At 59.7% G+C, this 26,395-nt stretch carries 25 protein-coding genes and 1 other RNA gene; 11 read left to right on the forward strand and 15 right to left on the reverse strand.

Annotated features, from left to right (window positions below):
* Positions 1-6: 6 nt before the first annotated feature.
* The 6 genes from I3J13_RS07725 to ruvC are packed head-to-tail and all read right to left on the reverse strand — an operon-like array spanning position 7 to position 3,215.
* On the reverse strand, positions 7-225 hold the full coding sequence (locus tag I3J13_RS07725; RefSeq protein WP_196378459.1) for a hypervirulence associated TUDOR domain-containing protein: 219 nt from the start codon (positions 223-225) through the stop codon (positions 7-9).
* 52 nt (positions 226-277) lie between these two features.
* Complete coding sequence (gene ruvB / locus I3J13_RS07730) at positions 278-1,318, reverse strand: Holliday junction branch migration DNA helicase RuvB (protein ID WP_003523226.1); 1,041 nt, start codon at positions 1,316-1,318, stop codon at positions 278-280.
* Positions 1,315-1,722, reverse strand: coding sequence for a PIN domain-containing protein (locus tag I3J13_RS07735; RefSeq protein ID WP_142780736.1), 408 nt, complete (start codon positions 1,720-1,722; stop codon positions 1,315-1,317). Before I3J13_RS07735 ends, ruvB begins: the two co-directional genes overlap by 4 nt.
* Entirely contained in the window at positions 1,719-1,997 is a 279-nt protein-coding gene (locus tag I3J13_RS07740) for an AbrB/MazE/SpoVT family DNA-binding domain-containing protein (protein WP_003523219.1), read from the reverse strand. Before I3J13_RS07740 ends, I3J13_RS07735 begins: the two co-directional genes overlap by 4 nt.
* A gap of 55 nt (positions 1,998-2,052) precedes the next feature.
* Positions 2,053-2,670, reverse strand: coding sequence for a Holliday junction branch migration protein RuvA (gene ruvA / locus I3J13_RS07745; protein ID WP_003523218.1), 618 nt, complete (start codon positions 2,668-2,670; stop codon positions 2,053-2,055).
* Between the two features lie 32 nt (positions 2,671-2,702).
* The gene (gene ruvC / locus I3J13_RS07750; protein WP_003523217.1) at positions 2,703-3,215 is read right to left on the reverse strand and encodes a crossover junction endodeoxyribonuclease RuvC; all 513 of its coding nucleotides are present in this window, start codon (positions 3,213-3,215) and stop codon (positions 2,703-2,705) included.
* Between the two features lie 246 nt (positions 3,216-3,461).
* Here ruvC and I3J13_RS07755 point away from each other — a divergent pair, with 246 nt between their 5' ends.
* Positions 3,462-5,771 carry a methyl-accepting chemotaxis protein gene (locus tag I3J13_RS07755; protein ID WP_196378460.1) on the forward strand — a complete coding sequence of 770 codons (2,310 nt, stop codon included), beginning with the start codon at positions 3,462-3,464 and terminating at the stop codon, positions 5,769-5,771.
* Between the two features lie 130 nt (positions 5,772-5,901).
* Entirely contained in the window at positions 5,902-6,903 is a 1,002-nt protein-coding gene (locus I3J13_RS07760) for an LLM class flavin-dependent oxidoreductase (RefSeq protein ID WP_127755569.1), read from the forward strand.
* A 54-nt stretch (positions 6,904-6,957) separates the two neighbouring features.
* Here the strand turns inward: I3J13_RS07760 and I3J13_RS07765 are convergent, their stop codons facing one another.
* The gene (locus I3J13_RS07765; protein ID WP_003523214.1) at positions 6,958-7,704 is read right to left on the reverse strand and encodes a YebC/PmpR family DNA-binding transcriptional regulator; all 747 of its coding nucleotides are present in this window, start codon (positions 7,702-7,704) and stop codon (positions 6,958-6,960) included.
* A 194-nt stretch (positions 7,705-7,898) separates the two neighbouring features.
* Here I3J13_RS07765 and I3J13_RS07770 point away from each other — a divergent pair, with 194 nt between their 5' ends.
* Positions 7,899-8,402, forward strand: coding sequence for a pyridoxamine 5'-phosphate oxidase family protein (locus I3J13_RS07770; protein ID WP_031234299.1), 504 nt, complete (start codon positions 7,899-7,901; stop codon positions 8,400-8,402).
* A gap of 38 nt (positions 8,403-8,440) precedes the next feature.
* On the opposite strand, the gene I3J13_RS07775 is transcribed toward I3J13_RS07770, so the two are convergent.
* From I3J13_RS07775 to I3J13_RS07805, 7 genes are all read right to left on the reverse strand, one after another.
* The gene (locus I3J13_RS07775) at positions 8,441-9,283 is read right to left on the reverse strand and encodes an MBL fold metallo-hydrolase (protein WP_196378461.1); all 843 of its coding nucleotides are present in this window, start codon (positions 9,281-9,283) and stop codon (positions 8,441-8,443) included.
* Between the two features lie 113 nt (positions 9,284-9,396).
* Complete coding sequence (locus tag I3J13_RS07780; RefSeq protein ID WP_003523211.1) at positions 9,397-10,221, reverse strand: TIGR00282 family metallophosphoesterase; 825 nt, start codon at positions 10,219-10,221, stop codon at positions 9,397-9,399.
* Positions 10,222-10,291: 70 nt separating this feature from the next.
* Entirely contained in the window at positions 10,292-10,909 is a 618-nt protein-coding gene (locus tag I3J13_RS07785; protein WP_196378462.1) for a 5-formyltetrahydrofolate cyclo-ligase, read from the reverse strand.
* Positions 10,909-12,171, reverse strand: a complete 1,263-nt coding sequence (locus tag I3J13_RS07790; protein WP_059755792.1) for a hemolysin family protein — start codon at positions 12,169-12,171, stop codon at positions 10,909-10,911. Before I3J13_RS07790 ends, I3J13_RS07785 begins: the two co-directional genes overlap by 1 nt.
* A gap of 230 nt (positions 12,172-12,401) precedes the next feature.
* Positions 12,402-12,560, reverse strand: a non-coding RNA gene (ssrS, locus tag I3J13_RS07795) — 6S RNA.
* 79 nt (positions 12,561-12,639) lie between these two features.
* Positions 12,640-13,017, reverse strand: a complete 378-nt coding sequence (locus I3J13_RS07800) for a cell division protein ZapA (RefSeq protein ID WP_003523207.1) — start codon at positions 13,015-13,017, stop codon at positions 12,640-12,642.
* 10 nt (positions 13,018-13,027) lie between these two features.
* Entirely contained in the window at positions 13,028-13,300 is a 273-nt protein-coding gene (locus I3J13_RS07805) for a DUF4164 domain-containing protein (protein ID WP_035263131.1), read from the reverse strand.
* A gap of 325 nt (positions 13,301-13,625) precedes the next feature.
* Here I3J13_RS07805 and tkt point away from each other — a divergent pair, with 325 nt between their 5' ends.
* Positions 13,626-15,608 carry a transketolase gene (gene tkt / locus I3J13_RS07810; RefSeq protein ID WP_174058042.1) on the forward strand — a complete coding sequence of 661 codons (1,983 nt, stop codon included), beginning with the start codon at positions 13,626-13,628 and terminating at the stop codon, positions 15,606-15,608.
* Positions 15,609-15,670: 62 nt separating this feature from the next.
* Positions 15,671-16,681 carry a type I glyceraldehyde-3-phosphate dehydrogenase gene (gene gap, locus I3J13_RS07815; protein WP_003523203.1) on the forward strand — a complete coding sequence of 337 codons (1,011 nt, stop codon included), beginning with the start codon at positions 15,671-15,673 and terminating at the stop codon, positions 16,679-16,681.
* 196 nt (positions 16,682-16,877) lie between these two features.
* Here the strand turns inward: gap and I3J13_RS07820 are convergent, their stop codons facing one another.
* Complete coding sequence (locus tag I3J13_RS07820; RefSeq protein WP_233284772.1) at positions 16,878-17,120, reverse strand: hypothetical protein; 243 nt, start codon at positions 17,118-17,120, stop codon at positions 16,878-16,880.
* Between the two features lie 408 nt (positions 17,121-17,528).
* On the opposite strand from I3J13_RS07820, the gene I3J13_RS07825 reads away from it, so the two are divergent.
* The 6 genes from I3J13_RS07825 (at position 17,529) to I3J13_RS07850 (ending at position 26,394) form a co-directional block, all read left to right on the forward strand.
* The gene (locus I3J13_RS07825; RefSeq protein ID WP_196378463.1) at positions 17,529-19,394 is read left to right on the forward strand and encodes a potassium/proton antiporter; all 1,866 of its coding nucleotides are present in this window, start codon (positions 17,529-17,531) and stop codon (positions 19,392-19,394) included.
* Positions 19,395-19,461: 67 nt separating this feature from the next.
* Positions 19,462-20,664 carry a phosphoglycerate kinase gene (locus I3J13_RS07830; RefSeq protein ID WP_196378464.1) on the forward strand — a complete coding sequence of 401 codons (1,203 nt, stop codon included), beginning with the start codon at positions 19,462-19,464 and terminating at the stop codon, positions 20,662-20,664.
* 191 nt (positions 20,665-20,855) lie between these two features.
* The gene (locus I3J13_RS07835) at positions 20,856-21,881 is read left to right on the forward strand and encodes a class I fructose-bisphosphate aldolase (RefSeq protein WP_003523197.1); all 1,026 of its coding nucleotides are present in this window, start codon (positions 20,856-20,858) and stop codon (positions 21,879-21,881) included.
* Between the two features lie 678 nt (positions 21,882-22,559).
* A complete protein-coding gene (locus tag I3J13_RS07840) occupies positions 22,560-24,437 on the forward strand; it encodes a TRAP transporter large permease (RefSeq protein WP_080854255.1) in 1,878 nt (625 codons plus the stop codon).
* A gap of 66 nt (positions 24,438-24,503) precedes the next feature.
* Positions 24,504-25,514, forward strand: coding sequence for a TRAP transporter substrate-binding protein (locus tag I3J13_RS07845; protein WP_003520342.1), 1,011 nt, complete (start codon positions 24,504-24,506; stop codon positions 25,512-25,514).
* A 76-nt stretch (positions 25,515-25,590) separates the two neighbouring features.
* Entirely contained in the window at positions 25,591-26,394 is an 804-nt protein-coding gene (locus I3J13_RS07850) for an SDR family NAD(P)-dependent oxidoreductase (RefSeq protein ID WP_183044099.1), read from the forward strand.
* Position 26,395 lies beyond the last annotated feature (1 nt).

Genomic DNA, 26,395 nt, shown 5'->3' on the forward strand with positions numbered 1-26,395 from the left:
CGTCGTTCAATCGACGCGTTTCAGCTCCGATCTGCTTTTCAGAACACTGGCGCCGTCGTCCTGCTCGATCAGATAGGCAGGCTCCTGCCTGCTCGCTTTCCGCTTTATTCTGGAGCCGGCGACGGTGCGTTCGACATCATCCGTGAAAGCCTCGACGATTTTACCTTCACCGGTACCACTGCCCCAGTTCCACCGGACCTTCGTGCCCTTGCGATACACCGACATGATCATCTCCGTGCCAAATACGATCAAATGCCGGCACGCCGGGCTTGTTCCCTCAATCCTCCTCCAGCGTCAGCCGGAACTGCGCCGCCTCGATATCCTTTGGCGGCTGCATGCCCAGATGTTTCCAGGCCGTGCCGGTCAGAATGCGGCCGCGCGGCGTGCGCTGGATGAAGCCCTGCTGGATCATATAGGGTTCGATAATATCCTCGATGGCGTCGCGCGGCTCCGAAAGGCCGGCGGCGATGGTTTCGATGCCAACCGGGCCTCCGCCGAAATTGACGGCGATCATGGTGAGATAACGCATGTCGAGCTGGTCGAGGCCCATTTTGTCGACCAGAAGCCGGGTCAAAGCCTCATCGGCGATCTCACGCGTGACCGCTTCCGCCCGCGCCACCTCAGCGAAATCGCGCACGCGGCGCAATAGCCGTCCGGCGATACGCGGCGTGCCACGGGCACGCCTTGCCACCTCGCGCGCACCCTCGTCGGTCATGTTCAGCCCCATCAGCCGCGCGCCGCGCCGGACGATCAGTTCCAGTTCGTCGACGGTGTAGAAAGCCAACCGGACGGGAATGCCGAAGCGGTCGCGCAGCGGCGTCGTCAAAAGCCCAAGACGAGTCGTCGCGGCGACAAGGGTGAATTTGGAAAGATCGATCTTCACCGAACGTGCCGCCGGTCCTTCGCCGATGATGAGGTCGAGCTGGAAATCCTCCATTGCCGGATAGAGAATTTCTTCCACCGCCGGGTTGAGACGGTGGATTTCATCGATGAAGAGTACGTCGCGCTCCTCGAGATTGGTCAGAAGTGCGGCAAGATCGCCCGCCTTGGCGATGACAGGGCCGGATGTCGATTTGAAGTTGACGCCAAGTTCCTTGGCCATGATCTGCGCCAGCGTGGTCTTGCCGAGACCGGGCGGGCCTACGAACAACACGTGATCCAGCGCCTCGCCACGGTTCTTGGCCGCCTCGATAAATACCTTGAGATTGGCGCGGGCCTCCGCCTGGCCGGTAAAATCGTCCAGCGACTGCGGACGCAGGGTGGTGTCGATATCCTCACCGCGCTTTTCGGGGGTGATCAGCCTTGCCGCATCACTCATGTCAGAAGTTCCATTCCGGGCAGCTTGCGAGCAGCCTTTTTGTCAAACGTATATGTCGCCACGCAGCCATTGACCCTGTTGCTTTCCGATACAATTGCGTCGGAAAAATCCGCATTTGTATTCCGGCATATGTCGATGGCATTGCCAATCGCCTCATAATCCGGAATTTCCAGTTCCCGCCGCTCAAGCATAAGCTGGAAAAACTCCAGAACGGTGCTTTTAGGATAACCGTAGAACTGGCCTAGTACCCACGCCGTCTCCAAAATCACAGCAAGACTTACAAGCAGGGTTTCTCCGTCCTCAAGCCGTGTAAGAAGACGCTTCACCGTTTCTTTTTGTTCGACATCGTCATCTACCACGATACGGAGCAGAATATTCGTGTCTATTCCGAAACGGCTGGTCATTCGTCTTCCGTCTTACCCGTAGAACGCTTGTATCGCGCAACGGCTCCCTCACCAATCGCGTCATTCATCTGCTCGACGGTAAGCTTTTTGCCATTCGGAGGTTTACCGAGAATTCCGGCCAGATCGGCAAGAGATTTATTGCGAGGGACAACGATCATCTCCCCGTTACGAACCCAAGCGTAACATTTGTCGCCGGGCTTGATTTTCAATTGTTCGCGCACGTTCTTGGGAACTGTCATCTGCCCTTTGGAGGTGATTGTCACCTGAAAGCCCATGCTGCTGCCCTTTTCTTACTTTTCACCCATTGTAAGGAATTTAGCATTAAGCGCATCAACGCGAAAGCTCTTTCAGCCCGAGCCGGATCAGCTTGGCGCTGTCGCCGCCCTCCCCACCGTTCTTCAGCGCGGCGGCAACCGCGTTGGCGGCCTGGTCGCGCGAATAGCCGAGATTGGTGAGCGCGGAAACGGCATCCGCCACCGGTGCGGATGCGACGCCTTCGCCAAGCTCCTGCTTGAGGCCGATCGAGGCGGAAGCCTCTCCTGCGAAGGCCGGCGCCTTGTTGCGAAGCTCGGTCACAAGACGCACCGCCACCTTCGGCCCGACGCCCGGCGCGCGTGAGATCATCGTTTTGTCCTGTAGCGCAATGGCATTGGCCAGTTCGGAGGGTGACAGCGTGGAAAGAACGGCCAAGGCCACTTTCGAGCCCACACCCTGCACGCTCTGCAGCAGGTTGAACCATTCCCGCTCCAGCGCCGAGAGAAAACCGAAGAGCTTCAGCTGATCCTCACGCACATAGGTTTCGATGAACAGCACCACCGCCTCCCCGACGGAGCCGATTTTCGACAGCGTGCGCGCCGAACAATAGGCGACGTAACAGACGCCGTGCACATCCACCAGCACATAGTCCGCGCCGATTTCCTCGATGCTGCCTTTCAGTTTTCCGATCATGATGCCGCCCGCTGCAATGAGACTTTAAATATTCAACCGGCCGCCAGCAGTCGCCGCATCCTGTCACCGCCGCGATTATGGGCGTGGCAGATTGCGATGGCGAGCGCGTCCGCCGCATCGTTACCCTTGAATTCGGCCTTCGGCATCAGGATTTTCAGCATCATGTGAATTTGCTGCTTTTCGCCGTGCCCGACACCGATCACGGCCTTCTTCACCGCGTTCGGCGCATATTCGAAGACCGGCAACCCTGCCCGCGCCGGAACCAGCATGGCGATGCCGCGCGCCTGACCGAGTTTCAGCGTGGCCACCGCATCCTTGTTCACGAAAGTCTGCTCCACCGCCGCCTCGTCGGGCTGGTGGCTGTGCACGATATCCGCCAGCCCGTCATGCAGCTGGCAGAGCCGGGAGGCCAGATCCATATCGCCGTCCGACGTCACCGTGCCGGAGGCGACAAACCGCAGGCTGTTGCCGAGGGTGTCGATCACCCCCCAGCCGGTGCGCCTTAATCCGGGGTCAATGCCGATGATTCGAATCGTCTTTTGCATGAGGCACCTTATCTTTCCGGCTGCGACCCTGCCAGCGATAAGTGAACAAAACGACAACATTCATCAAATTTGCAGTGCAGCATTTACCTCTGCTTAAACCGCGTACCGCATTGTTCCCCCACAAAATCAAAAAAGGGGAGCTGCGGACATGATGATCCGCAGCATAATATTTGAGCCATATCAGCCATCCGGTGGCGCCACATGCTTGGCGCGGGAACTGATCCGGCATTGGGGGCTGTATCGGCCATGCTGAACCGTTTTCATTCCATATCCACCAAAGTGCTGGCGATTTTCCTGGCGCTTATGGCGATCTCGACCGGGGCTCTGACACTTCTCGGTTATCAGAGCAGCAGCGGCGTTCTCGAAGAACAGGCGTCGAAATCCATGGAGAGCATTCTCGTCTTTCGCGGCGACATGCTTCAGGAGCGTCTTGAGCAGCTGAAAACGCAGGCGGATTCCATTGCCAAGATCGAATCCCTGCAAATGGCTGTCGTTTCCATGCGCAGCGGCTGGGCGACCGTGCAGAAGAACTCCGGCGACGCGAAGGCGGAACTGCAGCGCGTCTTCGTCAAGGAAAACCCCTTCGGCGAAAAGGAAAAGCTGATCAAGCCGGAAAGCCCGAGCGGCTTTTATTATTCGACCCATGAAAAAACCCAGACGGATATTGGCGGTTATCTGCAGGGAACGCCGTTCAGCGACGTTCTCTTCATCGATCCCGCAGGCACGGTCTATTACTCTTACCTGAAGGGAACGGCTTTCGGGGAAACCGTCACCGGCAGCGCGTGGGCGGAAAGCGGCCTCGGCGCGGCCTTCACGCGCGGCGCCGCGAATGCCGAAAAGGCCGTGAACGACGTGGCGCAGACCAGCTTCTCCGGCCTGCGCATCGACGCCGCCACGAAAGAGGCCGGTATTTATTTCGGCGTTCCGGTCGTCAAATTCGGCGCGTTCAAGGGCATCGTCCTCTTCCGGGTCAAGGAAGAGATCTTCAGCCAGATCCTCACGAAAGGTGTGACGGCCGGCAGTTCCGAACAGTCGGCAATCGTTTCCGCCGATGGCAAGGTTATCGGCGTGGAGGGCAACAGGCTGGTCGGTCTCGATCCGGCAATCTATGGTTTCCATGGGCAGGCGCTGAATACGACAGGCATGACGATTGCCAAGATCGACCGTGCGGATGGCGAGGCCAACGCCTATGCCCGCCCCTTCTCCTTTGCCGGGGAAAAATATCTCGCGGTGGAAAGCATGCTGCGCAGCGAATTGAATGCGGGCTCGGTTTCGATTGCCGGCACGCTTGCCGTGATCGGCCTTTGCGTTCTGGCGGCCATGTGCGCGGCGACGGCCTTTTTCGCGCGACGCCTGTTCGCACCGCTGGAAAAGCTTGCAGGATTGACCGGCGAAGTGGCCGCAGGCCGTCTCGATGCGGAGATCGGCAATCAGGACCGAAAGGACGAGATCGGCCGCATGGCGCGGGCGCTCGGCAGTTTCCGCGAAAAGCTCATCCTGCAGCGGGAGATGGAAGAAACCGCATCGCGCACGCGTGAGGAAGCCGAAACGGCCCGCCGCGCGCATCTGGCGGAACGGGAGGCCGAGGCCGGCACTCTGCAGATGGTCGTGCATTCTCTGGATGAAGGTCTGGACCGGCTGGCGAACGGCAACCTTGCCTATCGTATCGAAACCGTCTTCCCCGACGATCTCGAAAGCCTGCGCCACAATTTCAACACGGCGCTTTCCCGGCTCAGCGAAACCATGCAGGCCATCGGCGGCAACTCCGCCGCGGTGCGTGGCGGTTCCGAGGAGATGCGGGTGGGGGCCGACCAACTCGCCGAACGCACCGAGCGACAGGCAGCTTCCATTACCGAAACGGCAAGCGCCATCAAGGCGATCACCGAGGCCGTCCGCGACCAGATCGAACGCGCCGAACAGGCAACGCGGATCGCTCGCGACGCCAGCGCGGAAGCCACAGCATCCAGCCGCGTGATGGAGCAAACCATCGCCGCCATGGAGGCGATCCAGACCTCATCACGCCAGATCAACCAGATCATCGGCGTCATCGATGAAATCGCCTTCCAGACCAACCTTCTAGCCCTCAATGCCGGCGTGGAGGCAGCCCGTGCGGGCGAAGCAGGCAAAGGCTTTGCGGTCGTGGCGCAGGAGGTGCGCGAACTGGCGCAGCGTTCGGCGGCGGCTGCAAAGGAGATCACCAGCCTGCTGAAACGCTCCACCGACGAGGTTTCCGCCGGCGTGGCGCTGGTGGAAAAAGCAGGCACGTCGCTTTCCGGCATCGGCAAGCATGTGCAGACCATCAGCGCGCGCATTGAGGAGATCATGGACTCCACCCGCGAGGAAGCGCACACGCTCTCGGAAATCAACAGCACCGTCGCCAGCCTCGACACCATGACCCAGCAGAATGCCGCCATGGTGGAAGAAACGACGGCCGCCATTCACAATCTCGCCTCCGAAGCGGGTGAAATGGATGGCAGGCTTGGACAATTCACGCTGGCTTCCGACCGGGATGCGGCTGGTCATCGTGACGCCCGACAAATTCGGCGGGCAGGCTGAAAAAGTAAAGGGGCCTCTCCGGAGGCCCCAATTTTTTTGAACCATCCTTCAATTCTGCGCGACTTCACTGGTAAATCGGGACACGCGCCTTACATCCGCAGCAAAGATTTAAATTTCGCAGGAGCGTCGGATGATCCCCTTTTCAATTCTCGACCTTTCGCCCATCGGCGAAGGCGAGAGCGTCAGCGAGGCGCTTGAAAATTCCCGCCGAATGGCGATCAAGGCCGAAGAACATGGCTATAACCGCATCTGGCTGGCGGAGCACCACGGCATGCCGGGCATTGCCAGTGCGGCAACGTCGCTGGTCATCGCCCATGTGGGCGCGGCCACGAAACATATCCGCGTCGGTTCCGGCGGCATCATGCTGCCCAACCATTCCCCGCTCGTCATCGCCGAGCAGTTCGGCACGCTTGCGGCGCTGCTTCCCGGCCGTGTCGATCTCGGTCTCGGCCGTGCGCCCGGAACCGACATGCGCACGGCACGGGCGCTGCGCCGCAATCTCGATGCCGGCGCGGAAAACTTCCCGCACGATATTGTCGAGCTCCAGCGTTACCTCGGCCCGCCGCAGCAGGATCAGGCTATTCTCGCCGTGCCCGGCATGAATTCGAATGTGCCGATCTGGCTGCTCGGCTCCAGCACCTATAGCGCGCATCTCGCCGCAGCCCTCGGCCTGCCCTATTCCTTCGCCTCGCATTTCGCGCCCGATATGCTGATGGAAGCCATCCATATCTATCGCGAGCGCTTCCAGCCCTCTGAAGTGCTTGATAAACCTTATGTGATGGTGGGTGTGATGGGGGTCGGCGCCGATACGGACGAGGAGGCGCAACATCTCTTCACCTCGTCGCAGCAGCAATTCGTCAACCTGCGCCGCAACGTGCGCACGCAGTTTCCGAAGCCGGTGCACAGCATGGACGATTACTGGAACGAGATGGAACGTTTCTCTGTCGAACACACGCTGCGTTTCGCAGCCGTGGGCTCGCCTGAGACGATCCAGCGCCATCTCGACGGTTTCCTGGCGGAAACGCAGGCGGATGAGCTGATCGTTTCCATGCCGATCCATGACATCGAAAAGCGGCTGCGATCCGTGGAGATTTTTGCCGACGTGCGGACCTCCATAAGGAAGGCCGCCTAAACAAAAAGCCCCGGAGCGGATCGCTACCGGGGCTTTTTTTTGAAACATGAGACGTCAGGCGGAAAGCTTGGCGAGAATTTCTTCGGACACTTCGAAGTTGGAATAGACGTTCTGCACGTCGTCATCGTCTTCGAGATTGTCGATGAGCTTCATCAGCGACTGCGCCTTTTCTTCATCCACCGGCACCGTGTTCTGCGGCTTCCAGATGGCCTTGACGCTTTCAGCTTCGCCCAGCACGCCTTCCAGCGCCTTGGAAACCTCGTTCATCGCTTCGAAACCGCAGATGATGGTGTGACCGTCTTCGGAAGATTCGACGTCGTCGGCACCGGCCTCGATGGCGGCTTCCATGACCTTGTCGGCATCGCCGACTTCAGCCTTGTAGGAGATTTCGCCAACCCGGTCGAAGGAGAAGGAGACCGAACCGGTTTCGCCGAGAGCGCCGCCGGCCTTGGTGAAGATGGAGCGAACGTTGGAGGCGGTGCGGTTGCGGTTGTCCGTCAGGGCCTCGACGATGACGGCAACGCCACCCGGGCCGTAACCCTCGTAACGGACTTCGTCATAGTTCTCACCATCGGCGCCGGACGCCTTCTTGATCGCACGCTCGATGTTGTCCTTGGGCATGGACTGGGCCTTGGCGTTCTGGATCGCCAGACGCAGGCGCGGGTTCATGTTCGGGTCGGGCATGCCCGTCTTTGCCGCAACGGTGATTTCGCGCGCAAGCTTGGAAAACATTTTGGACCGCACGGAGTCCTGCTTGCCCTTGCGGTGCATGATGTTCTTGAACTGTGAATGACCAGCCATGGAAAACCTGATTGTCGTAATTTGGAGATTGCGGGCCTTATAAGTGCGATAGCCGCGCCATTCAACCCCGCAAGCGCTTTCTCTTGCCGCAACAACAGAAGGAACTGATTTATCCGCTCTTCGTTCTGATCATGAACGCGGCGGAACAGGGCATTTTTCCTCCGTTGCAGCATGAGACCCGAAGGAGAAAACATATGGTCAGCCTGACTGAAGCACGAGAAGCACCGGCCCGCCAGCTTTGGGACGAGATCAATTCCGTCCATGCCGGCATGCTCGGTCTCGAAGGACTGCACAACCACATGCAGCCCATGGCGCCTCATGCTGACCCCAAGACCAACACCATCTGGTTTTTCTCCAAAAAAGACACCGATCTGGTTAAATCGCTGAAATCCGGCTCCCGGGCGCATTTCTGCGTGGTGGGCAAGGACCATGACTACCACGCCTGCCTTTCAGGCATCCTCGAAGCGCGCGACGACAAAACCAAGATCGACGAATATTGGAACTCCGTCACGGCGGCCTGGTACGAACACGGCAAAAGCGACCCGCAACTGACCATGCTGGCGTTGCATGTCGACGATGCCGATATCTGGGCTTCGACGGACAGCACGCTGAAATTCGGCTGGGAAATCGCCAAGGCGAACATGTCGGATGACAAGACGCCTGACGTCGGCGTCCGCCAGCACCTGACCTTTGCCTGATAAACCACTCCCCCCGGCCTTCCCCACCCGTCGCCATGCTACATGCCTTTCGGCACCAGTATCTGCGGCTGGCGGGGAAGGTTCCTCATCGAAACGCGGATCACCGGATCGGTCGCATAGGCAATGCGGAAACTTTCGCCGAACATCGTCAGAAACTGCTCCAGCGGCGGGCCGGTGCGGTGCATCGGCAGGATAAGCGCGGAGCGCAGGCGCTTGACCACCCGGCTCATGCTGTCGGCACCCATGGTCAGCCCGCCATCCACCGGCACCATCAGCACATCCAGACGGCCGATCTCGGCATAATGCGTATCCGTCAACTCATGATGCAGATGCCCGAGGTGGCCGATGCACAGCCCGGCAATCTCGAAGATGAAGATGGAATTGCCGTTCTCCTGGAAGGACTCGTAATCGCCCCAGCGGTTGCGGATGTCGGTTGCGACATTGCGGATATAGACATCGCCCACCAGAACCTTGTGCTCGGCCTTTTCTCCCGGCGTATCGCTCCAGCCATGCAGTACATATTGAATGGCCGGGTCCGGACTGAGGGTAAAATGCGTCGAATGCGCCCGGTTCATCGTCACGACAGTCGGCGTGACGGGCGGACGATAGACGCCGTTATAATCGGTGGCGATGGTCACACCGCCGGGGCTTTCGATGAGATAGGTGGAATGGCCGATGAAGCTGATCTTCACCTCTTCCTTTGCCGTCGCCTGCGCCAGCTGAACACCCGGCGGATTGAAGCTCGCGAACATGACGCCCGGAATGTTGCTGGCGATCGCCTGGCACTGGCTGACGGGAGGACGGCTCGCCGTCTGGGAGAAGGCCGCTCCCGAACAGGCGATCAGCCCCGTTATTGCAAGCATTAGCACGCGCAGCATCATGCCACTCCCCTGAACTTGCGAAGCTGAGAGGATGGGACAGGTTTTGGCGAGCGTCCAGTTACAAGAGCAACGGAAGGCTCACACTCTCGTCATTGTGAACGCTTCGGAGAAGATTAAACCCAGAAGGACGGCAGGGTTTCCGAAAGCCGCGGCCCGATGCGCAGCGGCGCAATCTTTTCCGCAAGTCCGGTTCGGTCGGAAATCTCAACGCCGACACCGCAGATCGTCGCCGGTCCGCTGGCGGCCTCGAAACGGCCCTTCGGCATTTTGGAAATGAAGCGGTTGATCGGCTCTTCCTTCTCCATGCCAAGCGAACTGTCATAATCGCCGCACATGCCGGCATCCGACATGTAGGCGGTTCCGCCGTTCAATATCTGGGCATCGGCGGTCGGAACATGGGTGTGGGTGCCGACAACGAAACTTGCGCGCCCATCGACGAAATGGCCGAAACACTGTTTTTCGCTGGTCGCTTCCGCGTGGAAATCGAAAATAATGGCGTCGGCCTGTTCCTTCAGCGGGCAGGCGGCAAGAATGTTTTCCGCCGACTTGAAGGGATCGTCCAGTTCCGGATGCATGAAGACCCGGCCCATAATGTTGGCAACCAGTATGCGCGCGCCGTTGCGAGCGTAAAAAATGCCCGAGCCCTTGCCCGGCGTACCATCCGGATAATTGGCGGGCCGCAGGAACTGGTCATGGCGCTCACAGAAGGAAACCGCTTCCTTCTGGTCCCAGACATGGTTGCCGGTCGTCACCACATCGGCGCCGGCATTGATGGTCTCGAGATAGATATCCTCGGTGATACCGAAACCACCGGCAGCGTTTTCACCGTTGACGATGACGAAATCCAGCTTCAGGTCGGAAATCAGCCCCGGCAACCGCTCCCAGACAGCCGTGCGTCCGGTCTTGCCAACCATATCTCCGAGAAAAAGAAGTCTCATTCACCGCCCCGTTTTGCGTATGTTCTTTGGATTTCGTCCCTCTAGCGGGTAATCCGTCTTTTAAAAAGTGCTAAAGCGCCGTTTGCCCATTATCAGACATCAACGGCTGGCCGGAAAACCAGCGCAGGCCGCTCTCCGTCAAAATGGCATGAAGCGGCACATCGTGGGGTTCTGCCGGTACCGACGGCACTTCCTGACAGTCATAGGCGACGCCGATGAGAATGGGAAACCGACCTTTGCCATGCAATCGCGCAATGGCGCGGTCATAATGGCCCGCGCCATAACCGACCCGCTGACCTTTGCCATCGAAGACGGAAAGAGGCACGAGCAGAATATCCGGATCGAGAACCTCCGCATCCTCGCCCGGCCCGGTCGTGCCGAAGCCGGTCTTCACCAGCGGCGTATCCGTTTCAAAGGCGCGGAAGACAATGGTTTCACGATCCAGCACAACGGGCAGGACGAGACGCCCGCCCCTTGTCCGCAACGCTTCCATCAGCGGCCGGGTATCGGCCTCGGAGCGGATCGGCATGAAGCCGGAAATTACGGTGCCCGGTGCAAAGGGGATGCCGGAAGCACCATGAGCCATAATGGACTGGCTCTTTTGCTGGCGCTCCGCCAGCGTCAGCGCATCGCGCGCGGCGAGCCTTTCGCCGCGCAGCCTTGCTTTTTCGGCAACGTCACCGGGCATCAGGCGGCCCGGCTCACGAGAACCTTGTCGATGCGGTGGCCATCGAGATCGATGACCTCGAAACGCCAACCATTGCGGGTGACATGTTCGCCCAGTTCCGGCAGGCGGCGGAACTCGTCCAGAACCAGACCGGCAACGGTTTCGAACTCGGCATCCTCGTCGATCTGGAAACCCATGCGATAGGCGAACTCATCGGCGGGCATCCAGCCAGCGACGAGGAACGAACCGTCCTCGCGCTCGACCATGGCCGGCTCCTCGTCATTATCTTCCTGGAAAGCGCCGGTGATGGCTTCCAGCACGTCGCCGGAGCTGACGATACCTTCGAAATGGCCGTATTCGTCGTAGACCAGCACCATATGGACGGTGGAGCGACGCAGCGACTGGATGACGTCCACCGCGCTCGTCAGATCCGATACGACTGGAACTTCCCGCAGAAGCTCGCGAATGTTGAGTTCCTTACCGGAAGCCAGCGCATCGAAAGCGTCCTTGGCGAAAAGCACGCCGAGAATTTCATCCGAGGCACCGTTGCGCACCGGTAGGCGCGAACGCTGCGTCTGGCGAAGCTGCTCGCGGATTTCCTCCGCGCTGTCTTCGATATCGACCACTTCCACATCGCGACGCGGCGTCATCAGGCCGCGCGCATTGCGGTCGGCAAGGCGCATGACGCTGGTGATCATCGCCGATTCCTCGGTCTCGATCACACCGGCGCTGTGGGCTTCGGCCAGAACCGTGCGGATTTCATCGTCGGTGACCGACGCGTTGGATTCACCGCTATGGCCGAGAAGCGCCAGAACGGCCTTGCCCGACCGGTCGAGCAGCCACACCAGCGGCGCGCCGACCTTGGACAGCAGCATCATGGTGGGGGCGACGCGGGCGGCGACCTTTTCGGGATCGCGCAGCGCAATCTGCTTGGGCACCAGCTCGCCGACGATCAGCGACAGATAGGTGATGGCGACGACCACCGAGCCGACGCCGAGCGCATCGGCGGCACGGTCGGGAACGCCCTGCTCCAGAAGCCACGCCGTAAAGCGCGCGCCGAGCGTGGCGCCGGAAAAAGCGCCGGAAAGGACGCCGACCAGCGTGATGCCGATCTGCACCGTGGAAAGAAAGCGTCCGGGATTTTCGGAAAGGCTGAGCGCCAGTGTGGCGCCCTTGCTGCCTTGTGTGGCAAGCACTTTAAGCCTCGCCGGTCTGGAGGAGACAACGGCAAGCTCGGACATGGCAAGCACACCGTTCAATACGGTGAGCAGGACCACGATCATAATTTCAGTAAACAAGTTTAGCTCTTTGGGCTGTTGAACGGCACGTCGCGGTTTTGACCGCAGCGCCCTTTTTTAAAGGGCATGACAGACATACCAATCCGGATAATAGGGAATTGTTCCGCCATTGCAATGACGGCAATATAAAAAAGCCGCGTCCGGCAGTTATGAAAAATGACTGTCGAATATATCAAGGGTACAGGGAAGCACCGGGGGTTGATCCGAAACTTCAAGCGCGATCCACGGCGACCGATGGAGATTTACGATCCTGGGCGCCTACAAAAGTAGGTGGGCACCGTGTGTCCAGCCCCACGGGACTGGCCAGGGACAGCTCCCTTTGGATCGAGTATGGCCCCAGGGATTGTGGTTCCTGTCGGGAAGCGCAGAACGCATCCAAGATATAGGACGGATCGAAGAAAACCGCCAGAGGGCAGCGCGCGAAATTTTGCCGCCTCAGAACCCTTCAGGCCATCAATGCGCGGCGGGCTTCGGCCGCGCCAGCAGTTTCTCGGTAATCCCGTTCAGGCGGTCGGCCAGATCGCCGATGGCGAGCGCCACCATCTCGTCCGATTTCGCCCGGTGCTCGGCCATGCCGTCGCGGTTGCGGGAAAGGGATGCGACCTCCCCTTCCAGCTTCTCGATCTTGCGATTGAGTTCGGAAAGCTCGTCCATCACCATGATGCCCGCCATGACGGTCAGGCGAAGATCGCCGATTTCACCGAACTGGCTCTTGAGGTGTCCGACATACCGGTCGAACCTCGTTGCGAGATCGGTCAGATGGTCTTCCTGCCCCGCCTCGCACGCCATGCGATAGGCCTTGCCGTCGATCATAACTGTGACTTGCGCCATGAGCCCGCTCCTATCGATCCAGCACCGCGCGGATCGTCTCCATCGCCGTTACCAGCCGGCGGGAAACCTCGCGGTTGACTTCTTCAAGACGATTGGCGCGAAACTCGGCCTGGTCCAGCTCATGCGCGAGCCTTGCGCGGTCGACATGGACCCGCTTGACCTCGTTATCGATCTCGCCCGTCTCCCTTTGCCGCTCGATACGCATATCGATGGCATTTTCGAGATTTGTGATGGCAGCATTCAGCTCCGTCAGCGCAGATTGTACGGTCTTGTCAGCCGACATCGTTTTTTCCAACTCGCACGCCACCGGCCGAATCGTCCGGTTTCAGGCCTTTTCAACAATCACGAGGTTATTACCCGATTTACCATCCCGTCAATCAAACCAGTGCATTGAGACGTTTTGCTCTGTGGATGAACGAAGAGGCGGCAACGCCTATCGCACGGATTTTGTCAGGATGCCCGATTTTCTAAACGATTTTTTCTCCCCCAGCGAACCGCAAACGCCCGTGGATTTATTGACTTGCCGGCCTCACCTGCTATGGATCAACCCGCTTTTTGGATAGTTGCGTAAAACTATCTCCTTTCACCCGGAAACAGACGGAAAAGCCATGATTTCTCGCGACAAACACAACCGGATGGCAAATGCGATCCGATTTCTTGCCATGGATGCAGTGGAGAAGGCCAATTCAGGCCATCCCGGTCTGCCGATGGGCGCCGCTGATGTCGCCACCGTTCTCTTCACCCGTTACCTGAAATTCGATCCCAAGGCTCCGCTCTGGGCGGATCGCGACCGCTTCGTGCTGTCGGCAGGTCATGGCTCGATGCTTCTTTACTCGCTGCTCTATTTGACGGGCTACGAGGACATGACGATCGACGAGATCAAGCGTTTCCGCCAGTTCGGTTCCAAGACCGCCGGCCACCCCGAATACGGCCACGCGACCGGCATCGAAACGACGACCGGCCCGCTCGGCCAGGGCATCGCGAACGCCGTCGGCATGGCAATCGCTGAGCGCAAGCTGGAAGAGGAGTTCGGTTCCGACCTGCAGAGCCACTTCACCTATGTGCTTTGCGGCGACGGCTGCCTCATGGAAGGCATCAGCCACGAAGCCATCGCGCTTGCCGGCCACCTGAAGCTCAACAAGCTCGTTCTGTTCTGGGATGACAACAACATCACCATCGACGGCGAAGTCGGCCTCTCCGACAGCACCGACCAGATCGCCCGCTTCCAGGCCGTTCACTGGAACACCATCCGCGTCGATGGCCACGATCCGGACGCGATTGCCGCCGCCATCGAAGCCGCGCAGAAATCCGACCGCCCGACCTTCATCGCCTGCAAGACCGTCATCGGCTTCGGCGCGCCCAACAAGCAGGGCACCCACAAGGTTCACGGCAACCCGCTCGGCGCCGAAGAAATCGCCGCCACCCGCAAGCACCTGAACTGGGAAGCCGAAGCCTTCGTCGTTCCGGAAGACGTGCTGGATGCATGGCGTCTCGCCGGCCTGCGCTCCACCAAGACCCGCCAGGACTGGGAAGCCCGCCTTGAAGCCGCTGAAGCCGGCAAGAAGGCCGAATTCAAGCGCCGCTTCGCCGGCGACCTGCCCGGCAATTTCGACAGCGCCATCGATGCCTTCAAGAAGAAGATCATCGAGAACAACCCGACCGTCGCCACCCGCAAAGCTTCGGAAGATTCGCTCGAAGTCATCAACGGCGTCCTGCCGGAAATGATCGGCGGTTCGGCTGACCTGACGCCGTCCAACAACACCAAGACCAGCCAGATGAAGTCCATCACGCCGACGGATTTCTCCGGCCGTTACCTGCATTACGGCATCCGCGAGCACGGTATGGCGGCGGCGATGAACGGCATCGCGCTCCATGGCGGTCTCATTCCCTATGCCGGCGGCTTCCTGATCTTCTCGGATTATTGCCGTCCGTCGATCCGCCTTGCAGCGCTCATGGGCATCCGTGTCGTCCACGTTCTGACGCATGATTCCATTGGCGTCGGCGAAGACGGCCCGACCCACCAGCCGGTGGAGCAGATCGCAGCCCTGCGCGCCATTCCGAACCTGCTCGTCTTCCGCCCGGCGGATGAAACCGAAACGGCGGAATGCTGGCAGCTCGCGCTGGAACAGAAGCATCGTCCTTCCGCGCTGGCGCTTACCCGCCAGAACCTTGCGCCCTCGCGCAAGGAATATGAAGAGAAGAACCTGTCTGCTTACGGCGCTTACGAACTCGTCTCCGCCAGCGACGCCAAGGTTTCGATCTTCGCATCCGGTTCGGAAGTCGAAGTTGCGCTGAAGGCCGCCGCAACGTTGAAGGACAACGGCGTTTCCGTCCGTGTCGTTTCCGTTCCCTGCTTCGAGCTTTTCAAGGAACAGCCGGAAACCTATCGCAACGCCATCATCGGCAAGGCTCCGGTCAGAATAGCGGTCGAAGCCGCCATCCGCCAGGGCTGGGATTATTTCATCGGTAACGACGGCGCTTTCGTCGGCATGCACTCCTTTGGAGCGTCCGCGCCGGCGAAGGATCTCTTCAAGCACTTCGGCATCACGGCGGAAGCCGTCGTCGCCGCAGTCGAGGCAAAACTTGCGTGAGGGCTTCCCAGGCCCTCACCATTCAGCAAAGACCACGCCCATTCTTGTTCGGGAGACTGTAAATGACTGTAAAAGTTGCCATTAACGGCTTCGGCCGCATCGGCCGCAACGTCCTGCGCGCCATCGTCGAATCCGGCCGCACCGATATCGAAGTCGTTGCCATCAACGACCTCGGCCCGGTTGAGACCAACGCACACCTGCTGCGTTACGATTCGATCCACGGCAAGTTCCCGGCCGATGTGAAGGTCGAAGGCGACACGATCATCGTTGGCGGCGGCAAGCCGATCAAGGTTACGGCCGTTCGCGATCCGGCAACGCTGCCGCACAAGGAACTCGGCGTCGACATCGCGCTGGAATGCACGGGCATTTTCACCGCCCGCGACAAGGCTGCCGCTCACCTGACGGCCGGCGCAAAGCGCGTCATCGTTTCGGCTCCGGCTGACGGCGCAGACCTGACGGTCGTTTTCGGCGTCAACAACGACCAGCTGACGAAGGACCATCTGGTCATTTCCAACGCGTCCTGCACCACCAACTGCCTCGTGCCGGTCGTGAAGGTTCTCGATGACGTCGTCGGCATCGATCATGGCTTCATGACCACGATCCACTCCTACACGGGCGACCAGCCGACGCTGGACACCATGCACAAGGATCTGTACCGCGCCCGCGCCGCAGCCCTGTCCATGATCCCGACCTCGACGGGCGCCGCCAAGGCCGTTGGCCTCGTTCTGCCGCACCTCAAGGGCAAGCTGGACGGCACCTCGATCCGCGTTCCGACCCCGAACGTTTCGGTCGTCGACTTCAAGTTCATCGCCAAGCGTGACACGACGGTCGAGGAAATCAACGAGGCGATCAAGTCTGCCGCCAACGGCAAGCTGAAGGGCATTCTCGGCTACACCGAGGAGCCGCTGGTTTCCCGCGACTTCAACCACGACAGCCATTCCTCGATCTTCGCTATCGACCAGACCAAGGTTATGGAAGGCAAGTTCGTGCGCGTTCTGTCCTGGTACGACAACGAATGGGGCTTCTCCAACCGCATGTCGGACACGGCCGTCGCCTTCGCGAAGACCATCTAAGCGGGCATCGCTTCCATAAAAAACCGGCAGGAGCAATCCTGCCGGTTTTTGTTTGCCTGAAAAATGCCGACGGGAGTGAGGGATCCCGCCGGCGTCGATCCCGAAGCAAGGCGGGGCGCTTCGGATCGAAAACCGTCACTGGCCAAGCGACGATGCAAGCCGTCCCTCAACCAGCCGGGCGAGGCGCGTGCATTCGTCATTTTCTATTGTTGATAATGACCGGACCGGAATTGCCGGCACTGCTCCAGATCGTATCGAAAGTCTGTTGCCTCAATTCGCTTTGCTGCATGGAGAGTTTCATCATGCAGTCGGCGAAATCCCGCGAGCCTTCGTAATAGCCGAAGACGCGACAGCGCTCTCGTTGCGCGGCCATGTTTTCTGCCGTCTGCTCCGTACTCGAGCAACCCGAAACCATAGGGCCGGCCGCCAGCAGCATCATAAAGGTAGATATCCGTTTCATCCGATCGCTCCGATCATGGGTAAAGCAATTCGGAGGCGAGAACTAACGCAGCTGCATTGTCTCTATGTTACGTTGAAACACCGGCGGATGAATTGTTTGTGCAGGGTATGCGCCGCTTCTCCAGGCCTTGCATGTTTTCCCTGCACGCCGAAAAAAATCCCATTTCCTGCCTTTGTCTGGTCCACTTTGGGACGGACAAGAAATACAGGGATAACGGTCGTGCGCAATGCACTTCGGCCCTGCCGTATCATTCGATACACCCCGCCTTGCGTCGCCTTTCAACGCCACCCGAAACAGCGCTGACAGACCGCAACCCGTGGCGCATTGACTGCAGACGCGCAGAGCATTCATTGCAGCGGTCAACGCGGTTTGAATGAGGCGGTGGACGTGGAATCATTTTATCTTCTGTTGCTGGTCGCAACCGTTCTCGTTCTCGTCGCCGCCTTTTCCAGCCTCATCGCCTTCCGCTTCGGCGCGCCGCTCCTCCTGCTTTTCCTGATGATCGGCCTTGTGGCCGGTGTGGATGGTCTCGGCATCGAATTCACCAACAATCCGCTGGCTTATATGCTCGGCTCGCTGGTGCTCGCCGTCATCCTCTTCGATTCCGGGTTCGGCACGTCCATCCAGTCCTTCCGGCTTTCCGCAGCACCCGCCGTCGCTCTCGCTACAGTCGGCGTCGTCCTCACATCCGTCTTTTTTGCAGGCGCGGCGGCCCTCCTGCTCGGGCTTTCCTGGCTTGAGGGCCTGCTGCTTGGCGCCATCGTCGCTTCCACGGACGCGGCGGCCGTGTTCTTCCTGCTGCGCATCGGCGGCATCCATATCCGCGATCAGGTACGCTCGACGCTGGAAGTCGAATCCGGCACCAACGATCCGATGGCGATCTTCCTCACCATCGCCCTGGTCGAAATCATCGCCAAGGGCCAGGGGCTGGCCGGCATCGATAGCGGTTTTCTGCTGCTTTTCATTGAGCAGATGGGGCTTGGCGTGATTTTCGGCCTGCTCGGCGGCGTCATGATTGCCACCGTCGTCAATCGGTTCGCCGCCGACCGCGGGCTTGCGCCGATCTTCGTGCTGGCGCTGGCGTTGCTCGTCTTTTCCTTCACCGGCACAATTGGCGGCAGCGGTTTTCTGGCGGTCTATGTGGCGGGCATTGTTGCCGGCAACCGCCGGATCTTCGCCAAGGAAACCATCCGCCGTTTCCATGAGGGTCTGACCTGGCTTGCCCAGATCATCATGTTCCTGATGCTCGGCCTGCTCGCCACCCCGTCGCAATTTCCGGCAATCGCCATTCCGGCCGTGCTGCTGGCGCTTTTCCTGATCTTCGTCGCCCGCCCGCTTGCGGTGTGGCTGAGCCTAATGCCCTTCAACTATACCCAGCAGGAAACCTCCTTCGTCGCCTGGGTGGGCCTGCGCGGGGCCGTCTCCATCCTGCTCGCCATCATGCCCATTCTCGGCGGACTTAACGATGCGCAGGTCTATTTCAACGCCGCCTTCATCATCGTGCTGGTGTCGCTGCTGGTGCAGGGCTGGACCATCAAGCCGGTAGCGACGCGGCTCGGGCTGATCGTGCCGCCGCGCATGGGCGAGGTGGACAAGCTGGAGGTGGATCTTCCCGGCACCGCCAATCATGAGCTGATCTCCTACCGGGTCGCGAAAGGCAGCGCCATCATGCAGGGCGAGCGCATTCCGCGCTGGGCCATGCCTTCGCTGGTGGTGCGCGACGGCAAATCGATCCGCTATCAATATGCCGGGCGGCTGCGGGAGAACGATCTCGTCTATCTCTTCATCGCGCCCGGCTATTCCCGCCTGATCGACCGGCTGTTCGCCAGCGCCCTGCCGGTTGCCGAAGACGACGCCGATTTCTTCGGCACTTTCGCGATTTCGCCCACCCGCCCGGCAAAGGAGCTGGACGCAGCCTATGGTCCCGGCCTGCTTTCGTCCGCCGAACAGGCGATGAGCGTCGCGGAACTCATCGAAGCGCGCCTTGCCGGAAAGGCCGATTATGCCGACCGCGTGCGCCTCGGTTCCATCGTCCTGATCGTTCGCACACTGGACGAGCACGAGGCGATAACCGGTGTGGGCATCTCCCTCGAACCGGTGGAACCGGCGACCAGCCTGCCGATCTTCATCAGCTTTTCGGAAATCCTCAACCGTGTGCGCGACCATCTGGCAGAGAAGCGCCAGCCACGCTCCGCCAGCGTTGAAGAAAGCGCCCCCGCCGCTGCGAATACAGTGAGAGAAAATGAGGCCTGACCGGCTTGCGTCGTCAATCAGGCATAGTATGGTCCGTGCCGAACTCGCAACAAATCAGGATCGACCTATGCCCGCTTTCAAGACCCTCGACGACCTCAACGACATTGCCGGAAAGCGCGTTCTCGTCCGCGTTGATCTCAACGTACCGGTCGCAGATGGCAAGGTGACGGACGCAACCCGTATCGAACGCGTTGCGCCGACCATTCTGGAGCTGTCCTCCAAGGGCGCGAAAGTCATTCTGCTTGCCCATTTCGGCCGTCCGAAGGGTGAACCGGTGGCCGACATGTCGCTTTCCCAGATCGTGCCTGCCGTCGAGGAAGTGCTCGATCACGCCGTTTCCTTCGCGACCGACTGCATCGGCGCACCGGCGGCGGACGCCGTCGCGAAACTGAACGATGGCGATATCCTGCTTCTGGAAAACACCCGTTTCCACAAGGGCGAAGAAAAGAACGATCCGGCCTTCGTAGAAGCTCTGGCAGCCAATGGCGACATCTACGTGAACGACGCCTTCTCCGCCGCCCACCGCGCCCACGCTTCCACCGAAGGCCTTGCACGCCACCTGCCTGCCTATGCCGGCCGCACCATGCAGGCCGAGCTTGAGGCCCTGGAAAAGGGCCTCGGCCAGCCGGTGCGCCCGGTCGTCGCCATCGTCGGCGGCGCCAAGGTTTCGAGCAAGATCGATCTGCTGATGAACCTCGTCAAGAAGGTCGATGCCCTCGTCATCGGCGGCGGCATGGCCAACACCTTCCTCGCCGCCCGCGGCGCGCAGGTCGGCAAATCGCTTTGCGAGCATGATCTCGCCGAGACCGCAAAGCAGATCATGATCGAGGCTGCGACATCCGGCTGCGCCATCGTGCTGCCGGAAGACGGTGTCGTCGCCCGCGAATTCAAGGCCGGTGCGGCCAATGAAATCGTCGACATCAACGCCATTCCCACCGATGCCATGGTTCTCGATGTCGGCCCAAAATCGGTTGAAAGCATCAAGGCCTGGATTTCCCGCGCCGAAACGCTGGTCTGGAACGGTCCGCTCGGCGCCTTCGAAATCGAGCCCTTCGACACGGCGACCGTTGCCGCTGCAAAACACGCGGCGGAATGCACCAAGGCCGGCAAACTCGTCTCCGTCGCCGGCGGCGGCGACACCGTTGCCGCGCTCAACCATGCCGGTGTTTCCGAGGATTTCTCCTATGTTTCGACGGCCGGCGGCGCCTTCCTCGAATGGATGGAAGGCAAGGAACTGCCGGGCGTTGCCATCCTGACCGCCGCCAAGTAAACTCACCCTACTTGCCTGACACAAGGCCGGACAAGCCATGCTTGTCCGGCCTTGCTTTTTGGTAAGCGGCACCGGGAGGAAAAGTTTCAAACGATTGAAATCATTTCAATCGTTTCAATGATTTAGCGTGCCATTTCCCTGCCCTGGAACTTCTGTTATCGGAAATTTATTGTGCCTTGGGAGAATAGCAAATGACCGAACGTCTCGAAGACATCGCAATCAAAATGGTCGCCGACGGCAAGGGCCTGCTCGCCGCCGACGAATCCACGGGAACGATCAAAAAGCGTTTCGACAGCATCAATCTGGAGTCCACCGAGACCGCCCGCCGCGATTATCGCGAGATGCTGTTCCGTTCCGACGACGCCATGAAGAAATACATCTCCGGCGTCATCCTTTATGAAGAGACCCTGTTCCAGAAGGCCGCCGACGGCACGCCTTTCGTGGATATCATCAAGGCGGCCGGCAGCCTGCCGGGCATCAAGGTGGATATCGGCGCCAAGCCGATGGCTTTCCATCCGCATGAATTCATCACCGAAGGCCTCGACGGTCTTTACGAGCGCCTGCGCAAGTATCATGAGGCCGGTGCCCGTTTCGCCAAATGGCGCGGCGTCATCACCATTGGTGAACAGCGTCCGAGCTGGGGTTCGATCAAGGCAAACTCCCAGTCGCTCGCCCGTTACGCCGCCCTCTGCCAGCAGGCGGATATCGTGCCGATCGTGGAGCCCGAAGTGCTGATGGACGGCGAACCGGGCACGCACGACATCGACCGCTGTGCGGAAGTCACGCAGTGGGTTCTCCAGACCGTCTTCGCGGACCTGTTCGACGCCCGTGTGAACCTTGAAGGCATGATCCTCAAGCCGAACATGATCATCGACGGCAAGAAGGCCCGCAAGGCTTCTGTCGAGGAAGTGGCGGAAAAGACCGTGAAGGTTCTGAAGGCGACCGTGCCTTCCGCCGTTCCGGGCATAGCCTTCCTTTCCGGCGGCCAGTCCTCCGAAGAGGCAACGGCGCATCTCTCCGCCATGAATGCCGGCTACGACCTGCCCTGGTCTCTGACCTATTCCTACGGCCGCGCGCTTCAGGATACGGCCCTCAAGACATGGGGCGGCAAGCAGGAAAATGTCGCCGCCGGCCAGCGCGCCTTCACGCACCGCGCCGCGATGAACAGCCTCGCCGCCAAGGGTAACTGGAAGCAGGAACTCGAAAAGGCAGCCTGAGGCTGGCAGAGAACATCATAAACAGCAGCCGCCCCAACGGGCGGCTGCTTCGTTTGATAAAGCAAGATCATCCGTATTCCGTCACCCGGACCCAATCGTCTTTCATTTTACCTGACTGATAATTCTCAACCGTTTTGATTGTGCATCGCTACCTGCGTGGAAGCATGTCCACCATCGGCAGCCTTATCCGCTCAAGTCGTGCGACCTGACGACTTTATGACCGTCATTGCCGCAATAGGCAGCGGATTTGCTCCCCGACTTCTCCAGCGCATAGCGCCAGACCATCCGGATCGCCCGGCATCATAAGCGCTTTCGTCTCGACGGGCTTCCGAAAAGCCCCGGAAATTGCTGCGCGCTCGTTACATCACAGATAAATTTCAACCAATTATAGTATGATCCACTATGTGGACCTATAAACATGCGATGAAAACCGCGCAATACTGCATTTATACAGTTGATTTTGGCACTTTTCCTGTGTATCCCGAATGCATAGTTTTTTAACGGTCCATATTGTGGAGGCAATATACCGCTAGTTTCAGGCTTTTGGAGGGGTCTGGCCGGTCTGGCAATGACAGATATATCCTGATGCGTCGGTCATGATATTGGCCTCGGCGCGGATAACTCTCTTTGTCTGCCGCAGTCCGTTGCGAAGGTTGTTCTGTGGGAGAGGAGGCCCCGATGACCATGACCGCAAACGCGAATGACGACGTATTTGTACTCGATGGAGAGCTTTTGCATACCGGGCCGGTAACAGGCTCGTGGTTCATGCGACCCATCGAGGCCGTGGCGGCGGTGCTGCTGGCAGTGATGATCGGCCTGCTTCTGCTGGGCGTGACATCTCGCTATGCCCTGCATTTGCCAATCGTCTGGATCGATGAAACGGCGTCGTTGAGCTTCCTGTGGTTTGCCATGCTGGGTGCGGCAATTGCCATCGATCGTAGCGAACACCTGCGCCTTACGCTGTTTCTCAACATGTTTCCGCAGCGCATTCTGGGCTATGTCAATTCGCTCGCTTTGGTGCTGGTGGCGACATTTCTTGCGGCGATTATCAAGCCGGCGATAGAATATGCCATTGAGGAATGGGTCGTCACCTCGGCAGCGCTGAATATTCCAATGTCCTTCCGCGCCGCGGCCTTGCCGGTTGGCGCCTGTCTGATGCTGCTGCTGGTCCTCAACAACCTCTTCCGCAGGGAAAATCTGCGGGACATCATCGCAGCCGTTGTCACCGTCGCGCTCGCCTCCGGCCTGCTCTATCTGGCATCTCCGACGCTCGAAACTTTCGGCAATTTCAATCTGGCGATCTTCCTCGGCCTGTTCGTGGCGGTGTTTCTGGTGCTGGGCGTACCGATCGCCTTCTGTTTCGGCCTTGGAACCCTCGCCTACCTGACCTTTACCACCTGGGTTCCGACCATCGTGATGATCGGGCGCATTGACGAGGGCATGTCGGGCATCATTCTGCTGTCGGTTCCGGTTTTCGTGCTGCTGGGCTGTGTGCTCGATGCCACCGGCATGGGCAAGGCGATTGTCGAACTGCTATCCTCGATGTTCGGCCATATTCGCGCCGGCATGTCCTATGTGCTGCTCGGTTCGCTGTTTCTGGTCTCGGGCATTTCCGGCTCCAAGGTTTCGGATATGGCGACGGTCGCACCGGCGTTGTTTCCGGAAATGAAGCGCCGTGGCCACAAGCCCAAGGAAATGATCGCGCTTCTGGCCACCGGCGCCGCCATGGCCGATACGGTTCCGCCCTCCATCGTGCTGATCGTTCTCGGTTCGGCAGCGGGCGTGTCGATTGCCGGCCTGTTCACTTCCGGCTTCATGATCGCCATGGTACTGCTTCTGGTACTGGCCGTTCTGGCGCGCTGGAAGGCGCGGCATGAAAACATGGAAGGCGCAAAACGCACCCCGTGGCCGCTGGTGGGCAAGGCAGCGCTGGTTGCAGCGCCTGCGCTGGTTCTGCCCTTCCTCATCCGCAGCCTCGTCGGCGGCGGCGTGGCGACGGCAACCGAGGTTTCCACCATTGCCGTGCTCTATGCGATGATTATCGGTGCGGTGCTTTATGGCGGCATCAGCCTCAAAAAGCTTTATTCCATGCTGGTGGAGACGGCCGCCCTTTCCGGGGCGATCCTGCTGATCCTCGGCTGCGCCTCGGCCATGGCCTGGGGGCTGACGCAGAGCGGCTTTGCCTTTCAGTTGACCGCGATGATCACCGATCTGCCGGGCGGCTGGATGACCTATATGGTCGTGTCGATCCTGATTTTCATGATCCTCGGCTGTGTGCTGGAAGGCCTGCCGGCAATCGTATTGCTCGCACCGATCATGTTCCCCATCGCCCGCACGCTTGGCATCAACGACATCCATTATTCGATGGTGGTGGTGGTCGCCATGAATATCGGCCTGATGGCGCCACCCATCGGCATCGGTTTCTATATCGCCTGCAAGATAGGCAATGTTTCGCCTGATGAGGCCATGGGCGCCATCTGGCCCTATCTCGCAGCCATGGTCATAGGTCTGCTGCTGATTGCGGCAATTCCGGGCTTCTCGACAATTCTGCTCTGAGACCGTGGCGGGTCCACCCGCCACGCCGATGAATGACACATGCTTTTATTTTGGGAGGAGAAAGCAATGAATATCAACAGACGTACCGTGTTGGCCGGCGCCGGCTCTGCCGTTCTTGCCACCGCTTTTGTGTCGCGCGCCCGCGCTGCGCAATTCAATTATAAATACGCCAATAACCTGCCTGCCGCGCACCCCATGAACATCCGCGCCAAGGAAGCGGCTGACCGTATCGCCAAGGAAACCGACGGCCAGGTGAATATCAACATCTTCCCCAGCAGCCAGTTGGGTGCCGATACTGATGTGTTGAGCCAGGTACGCTCGGGCGGCGTTGAATTCTTTACGCTTTCGCCACTGATCCTGTCGACGCTGGTGCCGAATGCATCCATCAGCGGCATCGGCTTCGCCTTCCCGAACTACGATTCGGTTTGGGCGGCCATGGATGGCGATCTCGGCAAATATGTGCGCGGCGAAATCGCCAAGCAGAACCTCGTTGCCATGGACACCATCTGGGATAACGGTTTCCGCCAGATCACCAGCGCTTCGAAGCCCATCGCCACGCCGGCCGATCTCGAAAGCTTCAAGATCCGCGTGCCGGTAAGCCCACTCTGGACCTCGATGTTCAAGGCCTTCAAGTCGGCCCCTGCCTCGATCAATTTCGCTGAAGTCTACACCGCCTTGCAGACCGGCGTTGTCGATGGCCAGGAAAATCCGCTGGCGATCATTTCCACCGCCAAGCTGTTCGAAGTGCAGAAATTCTGCTCGGTCACCAACCATATGTGGGACGGTTTCTGGTTCCTGGCAAACAAGCGCGCCTGGGAGCGCCTGCCGGATGACCTGCGCGCCATCGTTGCCAAAAACCTCAATCAGGCCGGCAAGGACGAGCGGGCCGATGTGGCGAAACTCAATGCCTCGGTGAAGGAAGACCTGATTGCCAAGGGCATGACCTTCAACGACACCGACGCCTCACTCTTCCGTGCAACCCTCAAGGAAGCCGGTTTCTATTCCGAATGGAAGGGCAAATATGGCGATGAAGCCTGGGCCATTCTTGAAAAGGCCGTTGGCGCCAGCCTGACCTGATCGGTCCGCTGAATAACTGGCCCCGCGTCAGGCGGGGCCGACCCGACTATTTCTGACGATTGTAATGGAGACTGTTTTGACAGGTCGCCTGACGGGAAAACGCGCCATTGTTTTTGGCGCAGGATCATCTGGTCCGGGTTTCGGCAATGGCAAGGCTGCGGCCGTGCAATTCGCCCGCGAAGGCGCACGCGTGGCCTGTGTCGACCTCTTCGCCGACGCGGCCGAGGAAACCGCGCAGATCATTCGCGGCGAAGGTTTCGAGGCGATTGCGGTTGCTGCCGATGTCACGGAACTCGATTCCGTATCGGCCACGGTTGCGCGGACTTGCGAGGTCTTCGGCGGCATCGATATTCTGCACAACAATGTCGGCGTGACCCATATGGGCGGCCCGGTCGAGCTGGATGAGGAACGCTTTCGAGCCTCGGTCGATCTCAATATCGGTTCGGTTTATCGCACCGCCAAGGCGGTGCTGCCGGTGATGCTGGCGCAGGGCGGCGGGGCCATCGTCAACATTTCCTCGCTCGCCTCCATTCGCTGGACCGGCTATCCCTATTTTGCCTATTACGCCATGAAAGCCGCCGTAAACCAGGCAACCGTGGCGCTGGCCATGCAATATGCCCGCCAGGGCATTCGCGCCAATTGCGTTCTGCCCGGAATGATCGACACGCCGCTGATCTACAAGCAGATCAGCAATCAATATGCCTCCGTCGAGGATATGGTGGCAGCGCGCAATGCCGCGGTCCCGGTCGGCCGCATGGGCGATGCCTTCGATATCGCCCATGCGGCAGTCTTTCTGGCATCCGATGAAGCCAAGTTCATCACCGGCATCTGCCTGCCGGTCGATGGCGGGCAAAGCTGTGCGGTGGGAGCGTTTTCCTGAC

It is taken from the genome of Agrobacterium leguminum, from assembly GCF_015704895.1.
GTDB lineage: Bacteria > Pseudomonadota > Alphaproteobacteria > Rhizobiales > Rhizobiaceae > Agrobacterium > Agrobacterium leguminum.

Bases quoted from the DNA above. Each gene is read 5' to 3' on its own strand.
- I3J13_RS07725 (WP_196378459.1), bottom strand. From the start codon at position 225: ATGTCGGTGTATCGCAAGGGCACGAAGGTCCGGTGGAACTGGGGCAGT.
- ruvB (WP_003523226.1), bottom strand. From the start codon at position 1,318: ATGAGTGATGCGGCAAGGCTGATCACCCCCGAAAAGCGCGGTGAGGAT.
- I3J13_RS07735 (WP_142780736.1), bottom strand. From the start codon at position 1,722: ATGACCAGCCGTTTCGGAATAGACACGAATATTCTGCTCCGTATCGTG.
- I3J13_RS07740 (WP_003523219.1), bottom strand. From the start codon at position 1,997: ATGGGCTTTCAGGTGACAATCACCTCCAAAGGGCAGATGACAGTTCCC.
- ruvA (WP_003523218.1), bottom strand. From the start codon at position 2,670: ATGATCGGAAAACTGAAAGGCAGCATCGAGGAAATCGGCGCGGACTAT.
- ruvC (WP_003523217.1), bottom strand. From the start codon at position 3,215: ATGCAAAAGACGATTCGAATCATCGGCATTGACCCCGGATTAAGGCGC.
- I3J13_RS07755 (WP_196378460.1), top strand. From the start codon at position 3,462: ATGCTGAACCGTTTTCATTCCATATCCACCAAAGTGCTGGCGATTTTC.
- I3J13_RS07760 (WP_127755569.1), top strand. From the start codon at position 5,902: ATGATCCCCTTTTCAATTCTCGACCTTTCGCCCATCGGCGAAGGCGAG.
- I3J13_RS07765 (WP_003523214.1), bottom strand. From the start codon at position 7,704: ATGGCTGGTCATTCACAGTTCAAGAACATCATGCACCGCAAGGGCAAG.
- I3J13_RS07770 (WP_031234299.1), top strand. From the start codon at position 7,899: ATGGTCAGCCTGACTGAAGCACGAGAAGCACCGGCCCGCCAGCTTTGG.
- I3J13_RS07775 (WP_196378461.1), bottom strand. From the start codon at position 9,283: ATGATGCTGCGCGTGCTAATGCTTGCAATAACGGGGCTGATCGCCTGT.
- I3J13_RS07780 (WP_003523211.1), bottom strand. From the start codon at position 10,221: ATGAGACTTCTTTTTCTCGGAGATATGGTTGGCAAGACCGGACGCACG.
- I3J13_RS07785 (WP_196378462.1), bottom strand. From the start codon at position 10,909: ATGCCCGGTGACGTTGCCGAAAAAGCAAGGCTGCGCGGCGAAAGGCTC.
- I3J13_RS07790 (WP_059755792.1), bottom strand. From the start codon at position 12,171: ATGATCGTGGTCCTGCTCACCGTATTGAACGGTGTGCTTGCCATGTCC.
- I3J13_RS07800 (WP_003523207.1), bottom strand. From the start codon at position 13,017: ATGGCGCAAGTCACAGTTATGATCGACGGCAAGGCCTATCGCATGGCG.
- I3J13_RS07805 (WP_035263131.1), bottom strand. From the start codon at position 13,300: ATGTCGGCTGACAAGACCGTACAATCTGCGCTGACGGAGCTGAATGCT.
- tkt (WP_174058042.1), top strand. From the start codon at position 13,626: ATGATTTCTCGCGACAAACACAACCGGATGGCAAATGCGATCCGATTT.
- gap (WP_003523203.1), top strand. From the start codon at position 15,671: ATGACTGTAAAAGTTGCCATTAACGGCTTCGGCCGCATCGGCCGCAAC.
- I3J13_RS07820 (WP_233284772.1), bottom strand. From the start codon at position 17,120: ATGATGCTGCTGGCGGCCGGCCCTATGGTTTCGGGTTGCTCGAGTACG.
- I3J13_RS07830 (WP_196378464.1), top strand. From the start codon at position 19,462: ATGCCCGCTTTCAAGACCCTCGACGACCTCAACGACATTGCCGGAAAG.
- I3J13_RS07835 (WP_003523197.1), top strand. From the start codon at position 20,856: ATGACCGAACGTCTCGAAGACATCGCAATCAAAATGGTCGCCGACGGC.
- I3J13_RS07840 (WP_080854255.1), top strand. From the start codon at position 22,560: ATGACCATGACCGCAAACGCGAATGACGACGTATTTGTACTCGATGGA.
- I3J13_RS07845 (WP_003520342.1), top strand. From the start codon at position 24,504: ATGAATATCAACAGACGTACCGTGTTGGCCGGCGCCGGCTCTGCCGTT.